This window comes from Fusibacter sp. QWL-12, assembly GCF_058683495.1.
Window position 1 is genome coordinate 1,686,270 of record NZ_CM178745.1, and the last position, 24,700, is coordinate 1,710,969.

General features: G+C 37.1%; 12 protein-coding genes and 1 riboswitch. Of the genes, 3 read left to right on the plus strand and 9 right to left on the minus strand.

Translation table 11 applies throughout. The annotated features are described in order from the left end of the window. Position 1 precedes the first annotated feature (1 nt). The 5 genes from AC4PID_RS08500 to AC4PID_RS08520 all read right to left on the minus strand — a co-directional run bounded on the left by AC4PID_RS08500 (position 2) and on the right by AC4PID_RS08520 (position 6,231). Positions 2 to 409 (minus strand): GtrA family protein, encoded by a 408-nt coding sequence (locus tag AC4PID_RS08500; protein ID WP_492135139.1) that lies wholly within the window; start codon positions 407 to 409, stop codon positions 2 to 4. Between the two features lie 177 nt (positions 410 to 586). Next, positions 587 to 3,022: an InlB B-repeat-containing protein gene (locus AC4PID_RS08505; RefSeq protein WP_492135140.1), complete on the minus strand. Its 2,436-nt coding sequence runs from the start codon at positions 3,020 to 3,022 to the stop codon at positions 587 to 589. A 30-nt stretch (positions 3,023 to 3,052) separates the two neighbouring features. After that, positions 3,053 to 3,165, minus strand: a riboswitch (cyclic di-GMP riboswitch). A gap of 7 nt (positions 3,166 to 3,172) precedes the next feature. Further along, the gene (locus tag AC4PID_RS08510; protein WP_492135141.1) at positions 3,173 to 3,412 is read right to left on the minus strand and encodes a hypothetical protein; all 240 of its coding nucleotides are present in this window, start codon (positions 3,410 to 3,412) and stop codon (positions 3,173 to 3,175) included. A 247-nt stretch (positions 3,413 to 3,659) separates the two neighbouring features. Continuing rightward, on the minus strand, positions 3,660 to 4,853 hold the full coding sequence (locus AC4PID_RS08515; RefSeq protein WP_492135142.1) for an AfsR/SARP family transcriptional regulator: 1,194 nt from the start codon (positions 4,851 to 4,853) through the stop codon (positions 3,660 to 3,662). A gap of 469 nt (positions 4,854 to 5,322) precedes the next feature. Further along, positions 5,323 to 6,231: an HD-GYP domain-containing protein gene (locus AC4PID_RS08520; RefSeq protein ID WP_492135143.1), complete on the minus strand. Its 909-nt coding sequence runs from the start codon at positions 6,229 to 6,231 to the stop codon at positions 5,323 to 5,325. A 435-nt stretch (positions 6,232 to 6,666) separates the two neighbouring features. Here AC4PID_RS08520 and AC4PID_RS08525 point away from each other — a divergent pair, with 435 nt between their 5' ends. The 3 genes from AC4PID_RS08525 to AC4PID_RS08535 are packed head-to-tail and all read left to right on the plus strand — an operon-like array spanning position 6,667 to position 18,034. Beyond that, entirely contained in the window at positions 6,667 to 13,422 is a 6,756-nt protein-coding gene (locus AC4PID_RS08525) for an IPT/TIG domain-containing protein (protein WP_492135144.1), read from the plus strand. A 13-nt stretch (positions 13,423 to 13,435) separates the two neighbouring features. Then, a complete protein-coding gene (locus AC4PID_RS08530; RefSeq protein ID WP_492135145.1) occupies positions 13,436 to 16,474 on the plus strand; it encodes an S-layer homology domain-containing protein in 3,039 nt (1,012 codons plus the stop codon). A gap of 9 nt (positions 16,475 to 16,483) precedes the next feature. Beyond that, on the plus strand, positions 16,484 to 18,034 hold the full coding sequence (locus AC4PID_RS08535; RefSeq protein WP_492135146.1) for an S-layer homology domain-containing protein: 1,551 nt from the start codon (positions 16,484 to 16,486) through the stop codon (positions 18,032 to 18,034). Positions 18,035 to 18,158: 124 nt separating this feature from the next. On the opposite strand, the gene AC4PID_RS08540 is transcribed toward AC4PID_RS08535, so the two are convergent. From AC4PID_RS08540 to AC4PID_RS08555, 4 genes are all read right to left on the minus strand, one after another. Then, on the minus strand, positions 18,159 to 19,997 hold the full coding sequence (locus AC4PID_RS08540) for a bifunctional diguanylate cyclase/phosphodiesterase (RefSeq protein WP_492135147.1): 1,839 nt from the start codon (positions 19,995 to 19,997) through the stop codon (positions 18,159 to 18,161). A gap of 32 nt (positions 19,998 to 20,029) precedes the next feature. Continuing rightward, positions 20,030 to 21,505: a bifunctional diguanylate cyclase/phosphohydrolase gene (locus tag AC4PID_RS08545; RefSeq protein ID WP_492135148.1), complete on the minus strand. Its 1,476-nt coding sequence runs from the start codon at positions 21,503 to 21,505 to the stop codon at positions 20,030 to 20,032. Further along, positions 21,483 to 22,652: an iron-containing alcohol dehydrogenase gene (locus AC4PID_RS08550; protein ID WP_492135149.1), complete on the minus strand. Its 1,170-nt coding sequence runs from the start codon at positions 22,650 to 22,652 to the stop codon at positions 21,483 to 21,485. The genes AC4PID_RS08545 and AC4PID_RS08550 overlap by 23 nt, the downstream gene beginning before the upstream one ends. A 128-nt stretch (positions 22,653 to 22,780) precedes the next feature. Beyond that, a complete protein-coding gene (locus AC4PID_RS08555; RefSeq protein ID WP_492135150.1) occupies positions 22,781 to 24,520 on the minus strand; it encodes a methyl-accepting chemotaxis protein in 1,740 nt (579 codons plus the stop codon). Positions 24,521 to 24,700 lie beyond the last annotated feature (180 nt).

Sequence of the window (24,700 nt, forward strand, 5' to 3'; positions counted from 1 at the left end):
GTTACTCCTTGTAAATTATATATTTGTAGATAAGAAAATTCCAGCAGACGACGCAAGCCATCTTTATGAATGGTGAGATCAATGCATTAATCCCCAATACATCGGTTAAAAATTTTAATAAAAACGCATTGGCAACAATTAAGTTAAAAAAGAACAGCAAAAGATATAGAATTAATTGTCGATTCAGTTTTCCAGTCGATTTAAAAGACCATTTTCTATTAACAAAAAAGGAAAAAAGAAAAACAAGTGCGTATACAATCATGCTGGCAATAACATAATTCATTCCAATAAGTTTATATAAAATGACATATAAACTGTATTCAATCCCAAAAGCTGTAAACCCTGTAATGAGATAGCGAATAAGCTGATTAACGGTTTCTGAAGACAGTCGTTTCGTGATAAAATTCATAATATCTCCTAGTGTCAATTAAGTCTTACTTGTTCATTATAGTATAAATACCCAAACAAAGGAAGGATAGCCCCTGGAATCTAAATTAAGTGAAATAATAAAATGAGCTACTGTGTTTATCTTAATCACAGTAGCTCATAAATTTTGAATTAAGTCATTTATTAGAATTTACAGCGTTTATTTTTTTCTTTTTAAGAATACACCAGCAGCTGTTATCAATGTACCAATTCCGTAGAAGAGCTCAGGCGATGCTTGACCAGTTTTTGGTAGTGCATCAGCAAGAGGTGTTTTCTCTTCATCAATTATGATTTCAGTATCTGTTGTAGGTTCCATATTGTTATAAATACTATCAAAATTCATAGGTGTTTTTGTATTACCTAAAGCCACCTCTTCATCAAGAACCTCTACAAATGTAGTAGCTGGTGGAATAATTGGTTCGTCTGTCGGTAAAGTACTTGGTTGTTGTGGCGCTTCGGTAGAAGTTTGAGGTGCCTCTGTTGAAGGCTCTGGATTTTCATTTGTAGGTTCAGGAGCCTCTGTAGTTGGAGGTACTTCAGTAGTAGGTGGAACCACTACATTTTCAGTCCATTGTGCAGTTGCAGTAACACCATAAGAGCCATCAAATGGACTTGCGTATACTACGCTATAAGTTGTATCAAAAGTTGCTTCAGAGCCATCGTTATCATATGTCCAACCAGCAAAATCGTATCCTTCTCTTGTTGGGTCAGTTGGCATACTGAATGAAGTTTCTGGATGCGTTAAAACGATTGGACTTACAGCAGATCCGCCATTTGAATTAAAAGTTATCGTAAAAGTAGATGGATTTGGTTCAGGCTCAACAGTTGTTGGGACTTCTTTCCAGTTTGCAGTAGCAGTAACACTATAATTTCCATCGTAAGGGCTTTGATATACAACAGAGTATGAAGCATCAAAAGTTGATTCGGATCCATCATTATTATATGTCCATCCTTCAAATTCATAGCCTTCTCTTGTTGGATCTGCTGGCATACTAAATGAAGTTGAAGGATATGTTAATGGTATTGAACTAACTGCAGACCCACCATTAGAGTTGAAATTAATGGTGAATGTTGATGGTGCTTTAGGCGCCCATAATGCATACAATGTTATGTTATCAATTGTACCAAATGGTTTTGAGTAATTAACGATATTATTTAAATCAATTGGATTATTATTTGCGTCTACCCACATAATAAAGCTATTTCCTGCTTTTTCAGGGTTGGCTGGCATCGTAAAATCTTTCTGCGGATTAACTAATGGAATCGACGGGATTATATTGCCACCTCTAGTATCGAAATTAATAATAAACAACGATGGTGGAACAGGAATCCATTTTGCAAAAACAGTTGTTTCGTATTCGCCAAAGTATGGAGCAGCATAAGAAACCAATGTTGAGAAGTTTATATCATTACCTTGTTCATCAACCCAACCACCAAATATGAATCCTGTTTTTTCAGGAGCAGCAGGTAAGTCGAAAGAATTTACAGGATAAGTAACTGTAATTGGACTAACAGTTGAACCGCCATTAGAGTCGAAGTTAACTGTAAAGGTTGATGGTGTTTTAGCAATCCATTTAGCATATAAAGTTACTGTAGTATGAGAGTTAGTAGGGCTACTATAAGATACAGTATTATCAAACTCTGTTGTAAATTGATTATCTGTATACCAACCGATGAAAGTATAATCAGCATCAGTTGGTGTAGGTGTTGTAACTGAAGTTTCATTATATTTTTTCACTATAGGAGAGTGTGTTGAATGTTCAGATACAAACTCAACAGTGGCTGTTGACCATGCTTCGGTTTTAAATGAGCCAGAAGCGTTAATTGAATAATTAGTTGTGTATGTTACACCAATTAGTCTTGAACCGCCAGTGAAATTATCATTATTATCTTCTTGTATAATAGCTGATGAATCATAATTTGCTATGATTGCGTCTTTAGCACTAGAATAACTTGTATACTCAGTAGCATCAGAGTTTATTGTATAGTAAGTTACTCTATGATCAACTGAGTAACTATATTTTACATCAAGTACATCCCAACCAGAGTTGTCCACATGACCAAGAACTGTGTAACTAACATCTTTAGTATTCGGATGTTGCGCTTTCAACAAAGCGTCCATAGACAAGAAAGCATTTCTCCAGTCATTTGTTGTGTTGTAGACACGAACGTCCTGTTGCTCGTGTTTAATTTGTTTAGTGTATACTTTTATAAGAACATCTGATGTAACAACTGTATTAATACGTTCTTTTTTGTAAATTCTAAACTTATCAGTTGAAGTTGTTTTATAATTTGCTGTTATCGCAAGTGTGTAATCAGTTTTTTCAGTAAGACCAGAAAGAGAAAGGGCTTCACTTTCAATATTTATAGCCTGGGTATTGCCATTGAGTGTAGCAGAAGCGCTTGTCAGTACATAAGGTGCTGGCATATCATATTGCCAACTAAACTCGCCAGAAGTTGCTCCTGTAGCAGTGCCAGTTACATCAGAAAGTACTGGTGTGCTTTGAACCACAGCAAAACTTGAGAACGGTATCCCTAAGATAATCAATAATGCTGCCATCAGTAAAGATAAGTGTTTTTTGATAGTCATTTTCATAAATTTCTCCTTTGCCAAATTATAATATAAATTGGCAGTCGGACGATCGTGGTCTAATCGTAGATACCCCATTATTACCCATCTTAGACTTTAGACTCCTGACTTTGCGTCCCTTATTTTCATAAGGTTTGCCCTTGCTATAAGTAAACGCTAGATAGCGTTTATTACTCTTTCATCATGCCATGTACGCATCGGTTTCGAATCATTCGCCTGCTCAGAAACCGCTGAGTTGATCAAATTAATTAGTTCAAGTTCACTTCGGAAGTGCATCTTTTTACCTGTATCCAGCCATTCTACTGCACCTTGCCAGCTGTAGTTTTCTTGATGATAGATGGTGACTAAGAAGTTAGATCCAAAACTTTTAGATACGGGATTATTTTTCTTGTTCATCGCTCACCTCCTATGGACGTATTTTCTATTATATTTACAATTATAAGTGTCATGCGTGACACGGTGGGAACATCCATGTGACATCCTTGTGACAAATAAATAATTATTTTAAAATTAGAGATTATGTTAAACATAATTCTCATATAGTTTTAAAAATAAAAAAAGTGCTAGTGTAAATCTTATTGATAAGATTTACACTAGCACTTTTTTTAAATTGTTAGATTAATGTTGAAAGCATAAAGCCAAACTACTTAAGTTCTTTAATTTGTGTAATGGCTATTTGATCATTGTTAGGGAATGAAGTAAGCACCCTACTCAGTACTTTGTTCATTAAATTAGAGTCCACACCTGGAAGAAGCGCAATGAACTGAGAATCATTCCATTGTGTAAATGTGTCTCCTTTTCTTAGGTGATACATCAGATGCTGTTTTAAATGAGAAATTCTTAAATCTTCTTGTGGCTGACTATAGCCTGAAATTTTTTTAGCGCTAACAACACCGATGCTAAAAGAAACACCTGAGCGTTGAGATCTTCTTCTCTCAAGCTCATAGATGGATTTAAATGTACCTGGCTCACAATAAAATGCATTTTCCATGACGAGATCTGATTCTAATACTTCATATAAGCTGCTTTCTGATTTTACAGGTTGATGTGTTTGTAAAAGCTTCTTATAAAGTGATTTCATCGATACTGAAGGTTTTAGTCCCATCTCAGTATAGTAGAAACCAGTGATGTACTCATAATGCTCCAATGCTTCTTTTTGTTCACCCTTATGCATAAGGGCATCCATCAAACTCAAATGAAAACTTTCTTCATAAATATCGATGACAATCGCTCTACGACAAAGTGAGATGATTTCCTCGTATTCTCTTTGTGCCTTTAGAAGCTCAATTGCATTGAGGACGGTCTTTAAATACAAGCGTCTGTAGTGGTTGCGAATTGAAAACACCCAGTGCTGATCCACACAATCTGGTAAATAGTCTCCAGTATAAAGGTGGATGGCTTTCAAAAAACTCTGAAGAGCAAGTGAAGGTGAGTTTTGCATCAAAGCTTCACCATTTTTTATTAAGTATTCAAAATTTTCGACATCAATTTCAAAATGAATTTGATCGTTCCATTTATAATAACCATTAGAAAAGATGAGTGTTTTAGTCAGCTCGGAGTCATTGTTCTCTACGAGAGCTTGTCTAAGACGATGCATTTGTCTACGAAGTGTACTTCTTGGATCACTATAGGACTCAGTTACCCATAGCTGATCCATTAAAGACTCAGGTGTAAAAACACGATCACGATGTGTCAGCATAAACTTATAAAGCTCCCAAATTTTCTTGGAACCTGCAGATGAGTTGACGAGAGACTCGCCGTTTTTAGAAACGTCGAATTTTCCCAAGGTCTTTATGATAAATGTAGGATCAGTTTGCGTAACTGGGGAGATCAACATGATTAACTCCTTAAATAAGTATATTTGGGAATAGAATATTATACCATGAATGACGTTTTATAATATAGTAAAAGTAGTAAGTTCATCTATAGTATATCAATATAGTTATTATTACCAATTATAATAGATAATAAACTTTGGAAGCAAAAAAGATACGATTAAATAGAAAATTAAGTAGGTTTTTAAATTATTTTGTAATATTTTATTACTTAACAGATTATTCACAAAGGGGTCATAACCTATACACAACTCTATTTTAATATAAGAGCATGATAAGTGATAAACAGATCGCTTAACACAATAAACCCCCAAAATATTTACCTAAATTGCAACAAAACCCCAATAATGAATTCCGAGTGGGCATCCCCCAAATTAACCCACTCGTGAAATTCCCCCCTTCTTAACTTTTAGATGGACTTTCATTCGTATGAATTGAAGTCTTTTTTTTTACCTTAAATTCGATTAAAAGTTAAAAAGTATTTTCATCTAAAATCATTTCTATAAAAGCAGAAACAATTTCACTATCGTATTTTGTTCCCGAGAGTTCTTTCAGTTCAAGTAAAGCAGATTCAACAGATTTCCCTTTTTTATAAACTCTATCCGTTATCATGGCATCGTAGCTATCACAAACAGCTAAAATACGTGCTTCAAAACAAATCTCTTCCCCCTTTAGTCCATTTGGGTAGCCTGTGCCGTCTATTCTTTCATGATGCTGATAGATGATTTTAAATACATCAGGATCAAAGTTTTCAAGAATCAAGCTCTTACCATGCTCAACGTGAAGTTTAATCGCTTCGAATTCAGAAGCATCAAGCGCACCTGGTTTGTTTAGAATCTCATCTGGAATTTTTATTTTACCCAAATCATGATAATAAGCTGCTTTGTTAATTAAATTTAAAGCTTTTGATTTGTAACCGAGCTTCACGGCAAGTTTTTTTACCAGTTCAAAAACACGTTGACTGTGCTCGCCAGTATAATGATCTTTTTCTTGAATTTCTTTAATGAGGCGATCGACGATGCTGTGATTATTCTCAAGCGTTTTATAGACATCATAATTGGTTGCATGGACGACGATGATGGTGTCCTCTAAGGTTTTTAAGGTGTGTACTTCTGAAGTGTTTTTGAAAACAAGAATATCACCAGCCTTAACAATAGAAGCGTCTTCAAAAACAAAGCATGCGCCTTTAACGATATAATAGGTTTTAAAGTCCTCTTCTGAGGGGAGTGGCTCTATATATAGGATTCGATCAGAAGAAATATGCAAAACACTTATTTGCAAATCATCATCATGAAATTTTTTTTCTACCTGTGAATTTTTATTTTTCATTTCATACGTTGACTCAGCTTCTCCAGAACGTATTATTTTATAATCAGCCATAGAGTCCTCCAATTGCTGTATATACAGTATTACAGACTTTTCATATTTCACTCAATTATACACAAAATTTTCTGAAAATAAAAGTGGATTACATAATTATTACCTTTACAAGTTATGGACAACCAATCCAAATCATTTATCAAAAAAGATAAATCATACATAAATAAACGATCAATGTTACAAAATAAAGACAACCTGTTAATTTTCTTAAAGAAAATAGAGAAAATATCCGATATTCCTATTGTGGTGTATCCTGTCATAAGGGTGTCACATGCTTGTAAAGAGCCTTTAATCCAAATAGAAGAAAGTATTTGATATAATACAAGTATATTTTGCTATTATGGGAGAAGTGTATCTTGTAAAAAGCACAGTTAAAAAGTCAAATTCGTTTATAACTTTAGATAAGTAACATTAAAATTTTGCGTGAGGTGCATTATGAAAAAAACTTTGATTATATTGCTAACGATCATTACTATATTGGGGTCTATCCCGCTTGATGGCATCCTATCCTTTGCACTGGTCGTTGGATCGAGTGGCGGTGAAGATGTCGTCGTAACCGATGTAAAATACGCCATTTCACACGAAGTTTTTCAGATCACCAATGGCTATATTGAAATCCTAGGTGAGAATTTAAAAGATGTTGAAGTCCTCTTTGAGAAGTACGGGCAAGGCTTTGTCAGTATGGGAACGAGAGTGATTAACTCATCAACATTTGTAAAATTTAACCTCAACACAGATGAGACACAATCATTTATTGGTAGAGTTAGAATAGGAAATAGAACGATCAACTTAAATACAGGTACATTTCCAAACATTCAAAGCTCAAACAAACAAACCGTAAATAAAGATCAAACGCCAAATAGCATCACCTTTACAGGTAACTATTTGGATACCATCAACACAGGCAATATCACAGGTACTTATGGATCAGGTTTATCTTCAGCATCCTTAGGTACTGGTTCTTCATCATCAACCCTTACGCTTAACAATCCAACCAACCCAGGATCACTTGGCTATCAAAATATCATACTAAGAAAGTCTGTAACGGCCGATCCTAATGTTGAGATAGAGTACACCTATCAAAATGCATTTAGAATTATTGAAGACTTAAACTTAGACGATGTCCGTATGTTTCCAAACACAGGTGCAAAGGGCGACTCTACTACGGGTGTATTAGGAGATGAAGTTTATTTTAGAGCGGACAATTTTTCCGACACGAGAAATTATCAAGTCTATTTCCTTAAAGCACTTGATGGCTCAGATAAATTCACCTCTGTAAATAAAGCAGAGTTTGTTTCACTTGGTTTAAATGTCAATGGAGACGAAGACGTCCTCACCGTACGCCTCCCAAGTAATAAAGACTTTGAAAGAAGAAATTACTATGTTGTTATCACCGACGTGCAAAATGGACAGGTTGTTGCAGAACAGGTCGTCCTAAGGCAAGACGGTAGCTATGATGAATTTACAGTTATTCAGGCGGATTATAAACCATCCATCGTTAGTATTTATCCTGAAAAAGGGCCAGATACAGGTGGTAATGTCGAGATCAAGGCGTTAAATTTATTGACCTTAAACATTCCCGATTTATCGACAACAGGTGCTTTTAAAACTGACCCTACTAGTGAATCAAACGATGAAATATTGGTTTTAAACTATGCAGATGGCGTTTATAAAGGTGAAAACGTTACAATCGAGCGTAAAATCAACATGCAAATCGGTAAGAAAGTAAAATTCTATAAAGATACCGATGGCATTTTCCAAATTATAAAAGCAGCTACCGACCAGGTTATGGTTGTAACCGATAGTGTCACTGACGCTGAGACCAATCCGTTTAAAGATGTCATTATCGAAATTTCTACAGTACTGGAAATTAAAGACGGTGTGAACGCGGGCAAACAGTTTGTATTCAATCAAATCATTACCAAAACCAATGGCTTTGAATTTGAACCGAGTACTTTTACTCCAGTAATTGATACCTTTACGCCGGGTATGATTCAAATCGAAGATACGGCAACTGCGTATTCAAAGCTTAAAAATGAAACCTTAATTGCAATTCAAGGTGACAAATTCTTAGTAGATCGTTTCGTTGATACAGACGGTACGGTTATTACACGTAAGCCTACAGTCTTGATTAAGAAAAATGACAACAATACCTTTAATAACAGATATCAGCTTGGCTTCTTCCCAAATGAAGAGTATACAAGTGGCGGTGTTACGGTTAGAGGGATTATCAAATATAAACTTAATGAAACCGATGCCATTGAAAACGTACTTACGTATTCTGACGGGAAACCTGTGCCACTGGATATGATTGTTCTCGACAGTGAGGGCAACGTCGTAGATGGTACAAGTAACAATCAACTTGGAACGAAGATCCTCATCCGTATACCAAGTAGCGCTTTAATCGCCGATGGCGGTATCAAACACATTCAAGTGACCAACCCGACGAGAAAATCTGCAGATTACGGTAAATCAAGTATTAAATCAGATTTTGTTGAGTTTATCAAAACCTCAGACATTCCCGTTATTGAAAGTGTTAAGCCGAACATCATAACGGTAGAAGGTGGGGAAACGATTACCATTACAGGTTCTAACCTTCAAAATGGATTGAAGCTTTTCTTGGATGGAGAAGAGATTACGAACTTCACAAGAGAGCTCGATACGACTGGTAATAAAATACTGGTTAAATTTAAAGCGCCTCCAGGACGTGAAGGAACAACTCAAGTTCAAATTTTGAATCCGAGTGGTGGTTTGGCAGTAAGCGACTTCACGTATGTAAAAACCTTTAATAAGGATCCAATCTTTAATAGTTTTACACCACCACTTGGAACCTATGGTACTTTAGTTGTGGTTAATGGTGATAACTTCCTTAAACCGGATCCGACTGCTGTAACTGAACGTGGAATTGATGCTTACCGATTAATCGGATCGAGAATCTTATTAGATGGCAAAGAAGTTAACTCATATAAAAGAGATACGACGGGTAACATTATTTTTGATGTGTATGCTGCACCTTCAGAAGAGGCGCTGATTAAGCTAGATGCTGGTAAGCCTGTCTATTCTAAGTTTGCGGACAATACGACAACCATTAACCAAAGTACGGGAGATGTCGTTACGCTTTCAAATGACGCAGATGGCAATCCTGCAATCGTAACTGCAACTGAAGTATATGCAATTAAATACTCTGGTGGCAGCTATCAAGCTTATAATAAAAACAATGTATTAATAGGCAGTGCAAGCATTAGTTACAATGGTGGCACCTCTGCGACGACTATTGCAATAACAGGTGGTCCAACATTTGTTTCAACCATGAACAACCAACTGATTCGAATTGGATTAAATGAAGAAGGCGAAAAGCAAGTTTATTTGTCTGATTATACTGATTCGATCACATTAAAATCTGCAGATGGCGAGCGTTTCACACTTTCTTATAACTTTTTAGAGCAACCAATCTTAACCAATGGTAAGGACAAGAGCTATGTGGTTAAGTATGAAGCTGTGGATCAAATCGTTGCAGAGGATAGCATTGGTTACACTAGACCAATTGTTGTCAATAATCAGGGGATTGAGCTCGATGGTACTCAACTGGATATGATTACACCGTATACTGTTAACTCTGCAACGGGTCGAATTGATGGTAATCTATCTAAAGTATTATCCAAAAATCAAATTATTTTTACAGTGCCTTACCTAACCACAGGAAAGGGCTATAAAGATATTTCAGTTGTGAATCCAGATACTAAAACCGCTAGTAAAACGGGTGACAATGGTTTCTACTATATTACTCAAGCGACATCTAGTCCAATTATTACAACAATTGAACCTCCTAAGGGCTCGGTAGATGGCGGTTACTATGTCACGATATCAGGAAGTGATTTCGAAGACGAGGTAAGAGTGTTTATCGACTCTGTTGAAGTTCCTGCTTCAGACACATACGTCGCACTGGATGGTTCATGGATAAAAATTAAAATGCCAAAATCCATTAAAAAACTGAATGAAGACTATGGCGTAGATGAACTTGCTGTTCCAGTCGTTATCGTCAATCCAGATGGTGGTAATACGGGAAGAGACAAGGGCTTTACCTACATTATTCCGATGTCAGACCCAGTTATATCGAGAATTGTTCCAACGGGTGGTTCATCTAATGGTGGTGAAATCGTTGAGATTATTGGCTATGAGTTCAGATTCTATGAGCCATATGAAAACTCTGTAGGTGGTCCAAATTATGATTTAGGCGATATATTCATAGATCAGTACAAAAACGGTATTTGGGATGACCTGTTATCTGCAGCTGTAGATCCAGGTGCGGTGACTTCTTATCCAGAGCTGACCAACCCTTATTACTCTGTTTACTATGATTCAGTTATTTTGCCGAAAGTATACTTTGGCGAAAACGAAGCAAAAATCGTTGAATACTCGAAGGGCTTTATCAAAGTTATTACGCCAGCACATAGTGCAGGCGCTGTAGATGTATACGTCATCAACAATGACTCTGGTGTAAGTAATAAAGTAAAATACACATACAACGCAACGACGCCAGTGATCAGTAGCATCGTTCCAAACTTCGGTAGAAGACAGGGACAGGAACCAAAAGATATCTATGGTTCTAAACTATATCGTTCAGTCGTTTACGGCTATAAAGACGATGATGCATCTCAAATTCAATTATTAGATCATGTTCAAGCATTGGTGAGATTTGGCACTATTGACAACAGAAGCATCGATAGAAACTCAGCCAACTCTGGTTTAATTAACAATCAGAGGACGACCGTCAACTTAGATGGTGGCCTTTCAATGAGCTACTATGGTGATCTTGGTCAAGTGAAACTCACCGTTACAGAAAATAATATTATTTATTCGAGAACCTTTGATTATGACAATACTGTCGCTTATCTACCACTGGATATGCTACAAAATTCAGCTGGAGAGTACTACGTTCCAAATGGACTCAAAAATGTTGATAACAACGTTTACAGTGGCAACGCGTATGAATATGTCAAATTAGAGATTTCGGACCGTCGTGTCTTCGTTGAAAGAGGTTATGCACCTAAGGCAACCTATGACAACGACACACACGTTACAGTTGTGACACCATCGTATTACACGATCGGTACGGTTCAAATTGCTTACTATAACTCAGACGGTGGAAAGACAACTAAAAACTTCACTTATACCAACCCAGCAAGTGAACCAAAAATTCTTAACATTGAACCTCAAAACCTATCATTTGATGAAACCAAATGGTTAGTGGAAACCTCGATGGATGGTGGCATTGATATTGAAATTGTCGGTAATGACTTTAGAAATAATGTAGCCGTTTATATTGGTTCTTATAAAGCAACTGTTAAAGAAGTGACAACAAAGCAAATTAACGGCATCACATATGACTTGATCGTAGCAACCGTACCAAAGGCAACGATTAACGATGTGGATAAAGAATATCCAGTTATGATTCAAAATGAAGATAAGGGTTTGGCAACTTCAAATAACCTATCCGATTTAATTGGACCAAATTATGGCGCTTCAACTTTACCTTTCTACTTTGTTTACAAAAAGCCATTATCAGGACCAAGAATTGATAAGATCACACCGACAAAAACATCAATTTATGGTGGCAATAAAATCGTCATCACTGGTAGTGACTTTAGAGAAGGTGCTTATGTAATCATCGGTACGCGTGCTGGTATTCCAATCTATAATGGCGTTATAACAGAAAGAGGAACTATACTCACCTTTACGACACCTAATAATATGACGTTAGGAGCAAAAGGCGTTCAGGTTCTAAATAATGATTTCGGTATTGCGATTAAAAATCCAGGCATTACCGTAGTTTCTGCACCAACACTATCACCAGTAATCACGGATGAAAACGACAGTATAATCAATAGAATTCACGTTACTGGAGGGCAGGTAATCAAGCTTAAAGGAACTGGCTTTGCAGAAGGTGCAACCGTATACTTTGGTGGAGAGTGGTTAACTAAAGGCTCTTCTGATACAGTTGCAGAAACAGAACAAGGGATTTATAGAGACGACTCAATTAAATATGTAAAAGATGGCATCAAAGCGGCCAAGGTTGAGTTTGTTGACAGCGAGACGCTCTTGGTTACTACACCTGAAGTTGATTTTGAGGGAGATGTGACCATCGTCGTGAAAAATGCAGATGGTGGTATTACTGATAACAGTGTTAAACTCAACTATACGGTGCCAATACCGAAGGATCCTTCCGGACTTAAGGTTTCAGTAGTAGATGATCGTTATATTAAGCTTTATGATTATGTCTCAGACACTGCAAATTACTTTGAAATCTATGTCTATATTGGGATTAAAACAAACGCTGAACTGATGAGTAACAATTATCGTGACTTTAAATACCTTGGCATCACCAATATTGAACCTTACAAAATAACGACATTACCAGGGCTAGAAAATATGAGCTCTGCGGAAAGAGTTGTCTTTGTAGTAAAGGCTGTAAATAAGTTTGGTTCCTCAGGGTATTCAAATGTCGCAGCGTTAACTTATCAGGATACAAAAAATATCGATGAACTGGGTCCAGAAGACCTCGATGGAGATTTGGGCGTACCAAGTGGTCAAGATTATAGTACCGTACAAAATGGAAGTATCGTGACGGTAAATCTAGCATCTAAGATTACGAAGGGCTTGGTTAACATAGATTTATCAGACTCAGTGACCGCTCAAATGACGACGAAACGCATCTTATTACCAGAGACATTGGTAAGATCAGGGTTAACCAGCATCACGATAGATTTTGGCAACAGTCAGTACAGATTTACTCCAGTAGCAGCGAACACAGCAACCTTTAGAAGTGTTGCAGATCTTTATAGTGCTTATGCCCGAATTGTTGAGGATTCCTCAATGAGCTCTTCAAGATCCTATCTAACGCCAAACGTTCGAGGGAAAAAGCAAGTATCAAAAGTTCATAGCGTATCCTTTGATGTAAGTTCAAATGAATCTACTAAGAGCTTTACACAGCTTGCTTCCACCATGGACTTGACGCTTTACTATGATCCAACGGGTCTGACGACTTCTGGAGAAGCACAAATTCAGATGTATAAATACAATGTTTCGACAGGTACCTATACAGCCGTATCTGCAACTGTAGATACCATTAACAATCGCGTTACTGCAAGAATCAAAGATGCAGGACACTATGTATTGTTAGCAAATCGTTAGGGAGGAGAGGCTCATGAAGAAAATAATCATACTCATATTAGTCGTTTGCTTAGTGACGCCACTTGCTGCATTTGCTGCGATGCCATTTGACGTTCCAGTACCTGAGTTTACAGCACTTAAAACGGACACGACAAATGCCAATACACTAACTGGAAGTGTCAAAGGAAAAGACATCATTACAAATAGTTATTTCAGTGATATTAAGGGCACATACGGACATGAAAGTATCGTCCGTATGGCAGCTCTTGGAGTCATTAAACAATATGGTGATAAAAAGTATTATCCTGCTAGAAATGCCACTGGCTATGATATTCTTGGGATGCTAGTAAGGATGCGAGGTAATGAAGCTGCAGTAATGCAAAGAGTCTATAACCAAGCGGGCTCATCCACTACGGATGCTCAGCTCGTTCAGCTTCGCAATCAAGAGTATTTAACTGAAGCACAGACACTTGGAATTATTACCGCAGCAGAAGTGCTCAATCTTAACCAAGCGGTGAATAAAGAAACTGTAGCGGTTTGGACGGCGAGGGCGATAGGTAAAACGCCAGTTTTTAGTCAGCAAACTGTATTCACTTATTCAGATTGGGTGAATGTTAATCCAATTTACCGTTCTTTAATTGAAGATATGACGACGGAGGGCATTATTCCCCTTAATAATGACGGTTCATTTGGTCCTAAAGAGAACGTTACAAGAGGTGAACTTGCTGTTATTATGGCAGCCGCAACGGATACACAGTATACAGCAAGAAATATCGCATCTGGTTTTGGACTTGTAATTGGGGTTAAACCAGAGACCATTTACGAAAATGGTGATACCATTAAACGCAATACTGTAACGGTAAAAAATACGGATGGAACAGTGACCAACCTAGTGAGTGAAACGCACTCTAAAGGCAATTTACAATATGACTATGTTGTCTATAAAAACGGAATCGTATCGAATAACTCATATCTAAAGCTTGGTGATGAAGTGGAATATGTCACTCTTGCAGGAGATCTTCAGTACGTTGAAGTGGTAGACCACAACTTGATTTTGGAAAAAATTGCAGCAAGTAACGAAGCCGATATATATACGACGTTTCACTATGGCACACTGATCGATATCAATACAAAAACGCAGTACAAAAATGGTTCTACTGTCATTACAGAAATATACAGAGTTGTAGACATTACGGGTGATACCTTTGACATACTTGTCGATGAAAACATGTACGATGGTCAAAGGGATGATGTGATCACTTATAAAAATGATAAAGTTGGTGGTGTTCACTTGCTTGAAGTAGGCGATGTGATGGAGTATCTCGTTAACGAGAATAGAGAAATCATCTACATCAAGGTTGCACCCCTTGATAAAACGAGTCTTTCAGGAACTGTAAGAGAAGTAACACCTCTTGCTGAAGATGGTCCTGCTACGATGACGATCTACGGCTATGACGATAAAGTTTATCAGTTTCCCCTTGCGCCGTATGCGAATCTAAGAATTAATGATCGAGTAACGGATCTCAACAATTTTGTGTATGGTATGCCAGTTGATGTGGAGATTTCAAATGGCTATATTACCTTAGTTGAAGGAGAATCCTATAGTGGGGAACCAGGCTATATTCCTAAATACGGAAAAATGCGTATGGGGGACATCGTCGCGGTGTACCAAAACAGCTTCTCTGTCAAATTAAGCGACGGGAAAACAGAGTACTATCAAATTGCTTCAGATACGCAAATAACTAAGGATGGTAATACTGTCACTAAATCAGCATTAAAATCAGGTCAGCCAGTTAAAGTCTATTTTGACAATATTTCCACGGATCAGGCATCTAAAATTGAAATTGAAGCACCTGAGATTTTGTTTGAAATTATCTACAAGGGAAAAATAAAGAACGTTAATGAAGCGAGAAAAGAAGTTCAAATAATTGGTTCAGATGGTGTTTCTAAACCAGAGTACATCAGCAATAATGATTGGTTATCAGCAGATACTTATAGTATCAACCTTAAGGTAGATGAAAAAACGGAGTATTATGCGGGCAATCAAAAATTGACTTTAAATGAATTACAAAGAAACTATGCAGGCTATCAAACATATGCCGTTGTAAAGAACGTCTATGGCCAGCCAACAGTTGTTAAACTAAGTGTTAAAACTGGTGGTGAAATGATGTTCTCAAGTACAGTTAGAACGATTGACCATACACTGGGTAGCTTTGACATAGCAACAAAAGAGAACTTTAACATCACAGATGGCACCATTGTAATCAAAGATGGATTGGTTGTTCCTTCTTCTCAACTGAATGCAAGAGACACTGTATTTGTTGTATCAGAAAGCCCTATGGGCTCATACAACAAAAACGCAATGGTTGTAAAAGTTGTAACGCCTTATGATAGCATCTTTGATAGCATTAGGATTGGTGTTGTAGAAACTGTAAATCCTTCTAATATTACTTTCACGAATTATACACAGTACACAAACAATTTCCTAAATGCAGTTAACACCAATGAATCAGGTTATTATAAATTCTATACAGACAGTAAAATCGTCGATTTAACAGATGCGACTGATATCAAAACGATTAAGCCAGCAGATTTCTGGCATGCTTCCTATGCAAGAAGTGAGAACGTAGATAAAACCTACACATCATCGTCTGCGGGATTACAATTTGAACGTTACTATGCGTTTATGGTCGTCAATGAAGCGGATAGTGCTATTGTTGCGATGCATCTAAGACAAAAAGGTTTGTTGTCTGGACAGAATTTTGATGATACCCTATATTATGAGTCAGACATTCCAAAGAAACTGGAAGATACTTTTACAGGAGCTGTTCTTTCGAGAGGCATTGTAACGGGAGATGATGCTACTTGGGATCGTATAGAAATCACAGATTCACATGACTGGACAGATTATACTGGACAGTGGACAGCAAATAAAGCAAACATCTTTATAAAATACACGGACGCAATCGTCATAAAAAATAATCGAGTTATTTCGGTAGATGACATTCAAATGGGCGACTATATTTATGTGATGCGTATTAAAGAAAGTGCATTGGTAATCTTTGTTGAGTAAGGAGTCACTATGAAAGTAAAATTTAAGGTAAGCATCGTCCTATTTATGGTGCTCATTTGGATCAGTACAATCACATATGAATCAAGTGCTCAGGTGGTCTGGATGGATGGCGGGCTCGTAGGGGATCTGATGATTTCAGGTACCAATGAATATCAAGAGCTATGCTTCATTACGGGTGAGCCAGTACTTTTAAAAGGGACGGTTAAGTTACCTACCATACCGACAGGAAGTGACAAATATTCATTGAAATATACCTTTGCACTCAGTAATGCTGCAAAAGGCATTACACTTACAAGAGATATCACTTTTGATGTTACCAAAACCTCTAACAGTGGTTTGGGTCAAACAGCCTATGAACAAAAGCTTTCAAAGTATGCCGAGACCATAACTACAGGAAGTGGTACTTATACGCTAGGGAAATACACCTTTAACGAGAGTAAGCTTGAGGATAATACACCTGCAGTCAATTATTTTTCTGGCAATATTATTTCTGAAAGAACCTACTATCTCAATGGGGATTATCTAGACAACGAAGGCTATGTTACCTATATCATCGATGCAAAGCCAATCGTAGGCTATGATCATCTATATGGTAATAATGAAACCATCGTCGTCAGTCAAGAGATTCAAAGCGCCACACCAAACGCGAACTATGATCCTACTGTTTATGGTTCGAAGGAGTACAACATTTGGACAGGTACAGTAGACATCGGCATGTCATCCACAAAGTCTGTGAGCTACCTCTATCAAAATACGGATCCTCAAAGCATCAGTTTTAGAGGCAATTACTTTCAAGTAACCAGTGAAGAGAACGTACTAACTTACACGTATTCGCTTCCCTATATGAGTGGCGGTGCAATTGATACCACAAGCACCAGACGAAATACAGGAGATGTTCATATGAGCAAGGATGTCGTGCTCGAATCAAAAGCACTTGTAACGCCAAAGATTCGTGATATCGGTGGGCATTGGGCAGAGAAAGAAATTTTCCTCCTCACTTCATTAGAAGTGTTTGATGTTGAAAAAGAGTATTTTGTTCCAAGTGGTGTGATTTCAAGACTTGATTTTGGTAAAGCAATGGTGGTAGCAACACATGGTGTCTTACCAGAACCAACCAGTACACAAATCATCAAACGGATGCGACCAGGTGTTGAGACGCCTTATTTAGATATTATGGTGACCGATCCTGACTATCATTATATTGAGTACATTAAAGAAAACAATATAATGGCAGGGAAAAATGGTTACTTTAAGGGCGGAGAAACGCTCACAAGAGCAGAAGCCATAACCATAATGATCAAAGCTTTAGGACTAGAGTACATGGCACCAGCGCCACCTTATCGTACGAGCTTTGCTGATGATGCCGCTATACCGGAATGGGCAAAGGACTATATTTACATGGCCAATGAAATTGGACTTGTAACCGGTACACCAGAGGGTTACATTAACCCAAATAAAGCGGTTACAAAGGCCGAGGCAGCGGCGATGATCAATAGCTTTATCAACCATCTTAAGGACTATATCACTTATGATTATAGAGAAAAAATATTAAATAGATAATAACCGTAAAAAGACAAAACCCATAAATAGACAAAAACAGTAATTTGATAAATTTTAAGCACAAAAATCCCCACATTTAAAGGTGATAAGACACTTTTGAATGTGGGGTTATTTTTTTTGACCATTATAAATCATTTGCGTTCTTAAAGAAGGGGATAAATTGTTCTGGTAGCATAGGCTTTGCAAACCAATAGCCTTGAATAATGTCACAATCAAATACGGCGAGGACGTCACATTGCATCTTAGTTTCGACACCTTCAGCGACGACATCAAAGCCCAAAGTATGGGCCATGATAATCAATGCTTCAACAAGCTTGAGTGCTTTATCATTGTTCATCATTGAATCGACAAATCGTTTGTCGATTTTCAGAACATCAACATCAAGTGCATGCAGATATTCAAGGTTTGAAAAGCCAGTTCCAAAATCATCTATTGCTATTGTAAAGCCTTTTGATTTTAAGTAGCTAAGTGTTTGTTTTGCATTTTCTGTAAGTGATATCAAAGTACTTTCGGTGATTTCAATTTCAAAAGGATGAGGAAGATCTTTGAATTGATGATCCAGTTTACCATTGATGGACAAAGCAGATATGTTCACAGCCAGTTGAAATTTAAAATCAGGATTAATTTCTGTAATTTGATTATGTATTACAGAGGCTTCTTTGACGATGTGTTCTGTGAGTAGGTCGATTAAGTACATCTGCTCAGCAATTGGAATAAACTCATTTGGACTAACCTCACCATATTCAGGATGGTGCCACCTTGCCAATATTTCAGCGCCGTGTACTTTGTAATCCTTTAATGTGACCTGTGGCTGTATGACGATATAAATGTCACCACTTTGTATCGCTTGTTCTAGGTCCTTCTCAAGTCGAATTCGACGTTTTAACTGATCAAAAGACCTTTGGTCGTACCACCTAATAGAATTTATACTTGGTGAATTTGAATATTTCAAGTGATACAGATTGTCGATTAACTGACTTGGATAGGTGCCATCTTGTGGGTATTGTGTTGCTAAAAGCTGATACTTGAAGTGAATTTCTTGATTTTCATAAAATTTGGTACTTTCCAACTGGTTTATAATTTCAAGTAGATTTGTTTTTGAGTCAATTAATGCGTTTTGGTCAGAATGTATGATATATGCTAAAACTGGGCCGTCGAGTTTGTATGTAGAACCAAATGGAATCATCAAGGATTGTATTCTTGCTAGCTCCTCAATATACAGCTTGTGAATCGTTCGATATCCAAAATGGTGATTTAATTCTTGTAAGTTAGAGAGATCAATTGCAAGTACAATTAGCTTATTTTGATCAGAAATTGCCTTTGATAAAACGTGCTCAAACTGTCGTTCATTATAAAGACCAGTTTTAAGATCAATATAAAGAAGGTTTTTGATAAATCTAGTTGCACGATTAATACTCATCATTAAAGCGATATTAAAAAGTGAAATCATAATCAAAAGGTAATTCAAAGAAATTAAGATTGAAAAATAAAGCGTTGCATCCACATATTCACTTATGTTCGGGTGAGTAGGCTCAAGTGCTGCATATATATTTAAATAGAGCACAGTACCAATACCCAAAATAAGGGTCACTTTTCTGTTTTCATACCAAGTACTTAAAATGAGCTGAATCAGTACAAGCGTAATACTGACAGAAATGAGTGCAATCAGATTATTGCTTGAAGGAAAAAACGTTACGATTGTTAAGCTAATGGAAAGGCACAATAAAATTGAGATGTGTGCCAGCGCTTTTTTTTCATAGATCAGTCCCAATAGTGCGAGGATTTGAATCGATAAATTGATACATCTTAAAGTTACAATAATTGTATAGAGATTTTCTGTGACCAGCGATTTGTTGGCAACCGTAAAAACGATTGCCATAATCGTGTTCATAATAAAAATAACAATGAGACCAATTAACTGTTTCTTCACATTTTTAGTCATAAAAGTATCAAGATGCTCCATGTTAACTCCTCTCCTAGGTGAAAAAAGTAAAACTAATCTATTTGAGATAAATAGGTTTCAAACAAGTCAACTAGATCAGGATCAAATTGTGTACCAGAACAGCGTCGGATTTCTGCTAAAGCGTTTTCTGTACTTAACGCTTTGCGATAAGGTCGATCGTTAGTCATTGCATCGTATGAATCAACCAAAGATAAAATTCGACATTCAAGTGGTATGTCACTACCTGATAATCCAAGCGGGTAGCCTGACCCGTCCCATTTTTCATGATGCTTATAGATTAAGTCTGAAATGGTCTCAAGTTCAGGTGAAGCCGCTGCAATCCTTTGACCGATAGCAGTATGTGTTTTCATAACTACCCACTCGTCGTCAGTTAATGGACCGGGCTTTTTTAAAATGCTATCTGGAATTCCAACTTTCCCTAAATCGTGAAATTTGGTTAAAAGAATCAAACGATCAAGACGATGCGGTGGCAATTTCATAGCGGTACCAAGTCTAAAAGCTAAATCTCCCATCCTGTCCGTATGACCCTCTGTCACATAGTCCTTAGCCTCCAGTGCCTTCATAAGTGTCTTAACGAGATTAGACTTACTGCTTTCTTGCTTTAGCAATTTATGATTAAACAAGTTATGATCAGCAGTTTGATATAGCCCTGATGCATTGAGGGGATCGTCTTTGGTAGTTGCCATACCATGAGAAACGGAAATTTTAAAAGTACTGGATTCATTGGTTCTTGAAAGTGCTTTTTCGAAGATTTCATGTTTCTGTAAAATACTTTCTAATGGTAGCGTTTCGTATAAAATTGCAAATTCATTACCGCCAATGCGACTGATGATTTTTGCATCCTGATAGGTGCTGTTTAAATGATTGGCGACTTGCTTGATGACTTGATCGCCAACCGTATGACCCAAAGTATCGTTAATATTTTTAAGTCCATCAATGTCATAAATCAATAGCGTTAATTGACTGACAGGGGTGATCTCATAATCTAGCATTGCTTCTTCGAACTTTCTCCGGTTATAAAGCCCCGTACTACTATCGCGTTCAGCCATATCTCTTAATCGATTTTCTAGTAGAACTCTATTGGTCATATCGCGAATAATAATTAAAACTTCAGAGGATTCTGCCAACTGAAATCTTGCTTCATAATGCTTGATGCCTTTTTCGGAAGTTAGAGTAAACTCAATAATTTGTGGCACACGGTTGTCAAATACTTCATCAATCCCTTTAATAAGTAATGCTGTAATCGTTTTACTTCTCATTAATTGCATCACAAGTGCCGCTTCCTCCTTACCTGATGCAGAAAACGGTGTAAAATGATGCTGGCGATCACTTACAAGTAAAATATCTGGGATTGCCATCATCAAAGCTTTATTTCGTGCTCTGATTTGCTCTAAAGCACTGACCTTGTCCTGTAGCTCAGGATAGTAATTTTTTCTAATTGAATCTTCACCAAGACCAATAATAGCCTCTTTGCTAAGTGGCTTTTTAGGTTTTGAATAAGACGCCATATATTGATTTCACCTCATCATAAGTTAGTTCTTTAGGATTTGTTACCATACAAGGATCACTCATTGCTGCCAAAACCATCGCTGTCATCGTATCTTCAGTTGGATAGTCGAGTGCAATAAGCGATGGAATGCCAATAGCAGACCTTAAGTGTGAAATTTTGCTAACCAACGCCTGTTTAACGGCATTCATATCAACTGAAGGATGATATTCAATGCCAAGAGCAATGGCTATGTTTTGATATCTTTCCTTTGCACTATCAAAATTTATGTCGATTAAATGTTCCAGTAAGATGCTGTTACATTCGCCGTGGGGGAGATCTAAGACACCGCCGAGGCTGTGTGCCATTGCATGCACTGCTCCTAAACTGGCATTTGAAAAGGCGAAGCCCGCATGCATGGATGCCAGCATCATTTGATACATCGTATCAAGTGTGCGGTTGGGTTTTACAGCATTCTCAAGATTGCTGTTTATTAGCTGAATTGCAGTTAAAGCATGAATGTCAGTAATTGGTGATGAGGCCGTTGAAACATATGCTTCAATAGCATGTGTTAGTGCGTCCATACCTGTGCAAGCAGTTAGATAGGCATCCATAGTCATAAGAGGTACAGGGTCGATTAAAGCGAGATCAGGTACGACTTTCTTGCTGATAATTGCTTTTTTAATATGCTCTTGTGAATCTGTAATAATCGCAAACTGAGACACATCGGCAGAAGTACCAGCTGTCGTAGGTACGCAAATCAGTGGTGGACCGGGAAGTCGAATTTCATCTACGCCAACATAGTCTAAAATATGACCACCATTAGTAGAAACTATACTGATGCATTTTGCACAATCGATTGGGCTACCACCACCTATGGCGACAAGACAATCGCAATCCTCAGCCAGAAACAATTCTGCTCCTAACATCGCTTCGAAATCTTTTGGATTACTTGATGTATCATCAAATACAACATATGGGTATTGATCCCTTTCAAACAAGGATAATAATTTCTTAAACCAAACCTGTTCAGATACGTTTTTATCTGTTACAATCATGGTTTTTCGTGCACCAAAGTGCTTTAAATACTGCGTTATAAGCAAACTTGACTCAAGTCCAATAATTAATTCAGGAACTACAAATTTTCTTTGTTCAAGTGTAGGGTTCATAAATTCACCTCTAAGACGATGGTTATACATAGGAAAAACAGATACAAATTATCTTTGGTATATACCCTTAGTAGACATAAAATAAACCGATCACCTAGGCGATCGGTTTATTAAAAAATTGTTACTAATTAGAGTTTAAAGCGATTGATAATGGTTTCAAGATCTCTTGCAAGCTCATTTAATTTAGCTGTTTGATCGTTGATTTCAGTCATGCCTGCAAGTTGCTCTTCGGTTGCTGCTGAAACCTCTTCAGTGCTTGCCGAAGTTTCTTCAGTAGATGCTGAAATACCAGTCATAGCATCTACGATAGAGTCCTTTAATCTTAACATTTGGTTGACTTCGTTTTCGATTTTTACTAGTTCATTACTTAGCTCTATAATCCCTTTTGAAATAACTTCAAATTGAGATTGAGTTGTTTCAACTGATTGATTTTGTTCAACAGTGACCTTCTTGAGTTCATTCATCGTTTCGATAGAGAGCGTTGAGTGACTGTTGATTTCACCTATAATACTCTTAATTTCGCCTACCTGATTAGCCGATTGTTCAGCGAGTTTTCTAATCTCTTCCGCGACGACTGCAAAACCTCTTCCAGCCTCACCAGCACGCGCTGCTTCTATAGAAGCGTTTAGAGCAAGTAAGTTAGTTTGTTCTGAAATACCAGTTATTGCATCGGTAATAGTGTGAATTTTTTCAGTGCTTTCGGAAACTTTGAGTATTACTTCATTTATTTTTTCTGTTGCTTTATTGGTTTCTTCATTTGCTGTGAGGAGCTGTTTTACTATTTGTGAACCGTCGATACTTAGAGTTTCAACAGCCTTTGAGTACTCTTCAACATTTGCAGTTGACTGTTTTACGCCATCAATGCTAGTTGCAAGCTCATTGACTTTAATAACAGTTTCTTCAGTTGTTGAAGCCTCTTCACTAACTGCTTTAGCAACTTCGCCAATGGTTTGAGCCACTTCATTAATTGCATTGGTCGTTTGATCCGTAACTTCCACCAGTGAATGTGCAAGACCAGTAACTGTACTAGAAGATTTTTGCATTGTTTCGATCAAGTGTCTCATGTTTGTAAGCATTGTATTATATGATGTTGCAAGTGTGCCAATTTCATCTTTGTTTTTAATGTGGATTTCTGAGACATCAAGGTTGTTATTCGAAACCTCGAGTAATGATTTAGAAATCTGACGTATTGGTTTTGCGAAACTACCTGAATAGAGTGTTATAACTAGTAGACCTATGACCAAAGAGATCAACAAAACAACTACTATTACAAGAAGTATCAGGTTAGCGCCTTTATTAAAGTCCTGAACGTATGCGCCAGCAGACACTACCCAACCCCAATCAGCATCGTATTCTTGATAGGTAATTTTATCACCGATGCTTTCAGAACCTGGTAAAGTCCAAGCGTATGTAACAAAACCACCACCGTTCATAGCGACTTTAATTTGTTCTTGTACAAGCTTAAAGCCTGATCCAGATTTATCTTCAACGTCCCAAACGTTTGTCCCCTCAAGTGACGGATGCATTACTTCAACGCCATCAGAAGAATAGGCTAAAAAGTATCCGTTAGGTCCTAAGTCTATCGTTTTACTAATTGGTCTTTTATTATCTGCATCTTTTACACCGAGCATTTTTACTCGAACTTCTTCTTGCGCATCTTCTAAAGAGATACTACCTCGAGAAACTTCAAGTTTCTTTGCATCGATAAGCTGCATAACTTGTTTTACGCCGTTTTTGAGAATGGTTTCACCTTTTAAAGAAAGTTGGTTTTTTGCAAAGAAATAGCTAGTTGTTCCAATTGCTAAAATAGGAATGATTAGAAGCAAACTGGAAATGAGAATGAGTTTTTTTCGTATTGATAACTTCAATTATGATGCCCCCTTTAATTATTCAAATTGGTATTAACCCTAACGTAATACCATCGCTCACATCTATAATATACTATTTATAGTGGTGTGCAATCCTTTTAGACAAAGTTCTGATAAAAAAACAAATAAATTCAATAATATGCATATCTTCTTTCTGAGAGTGAGAAGTCATAGCGCTTG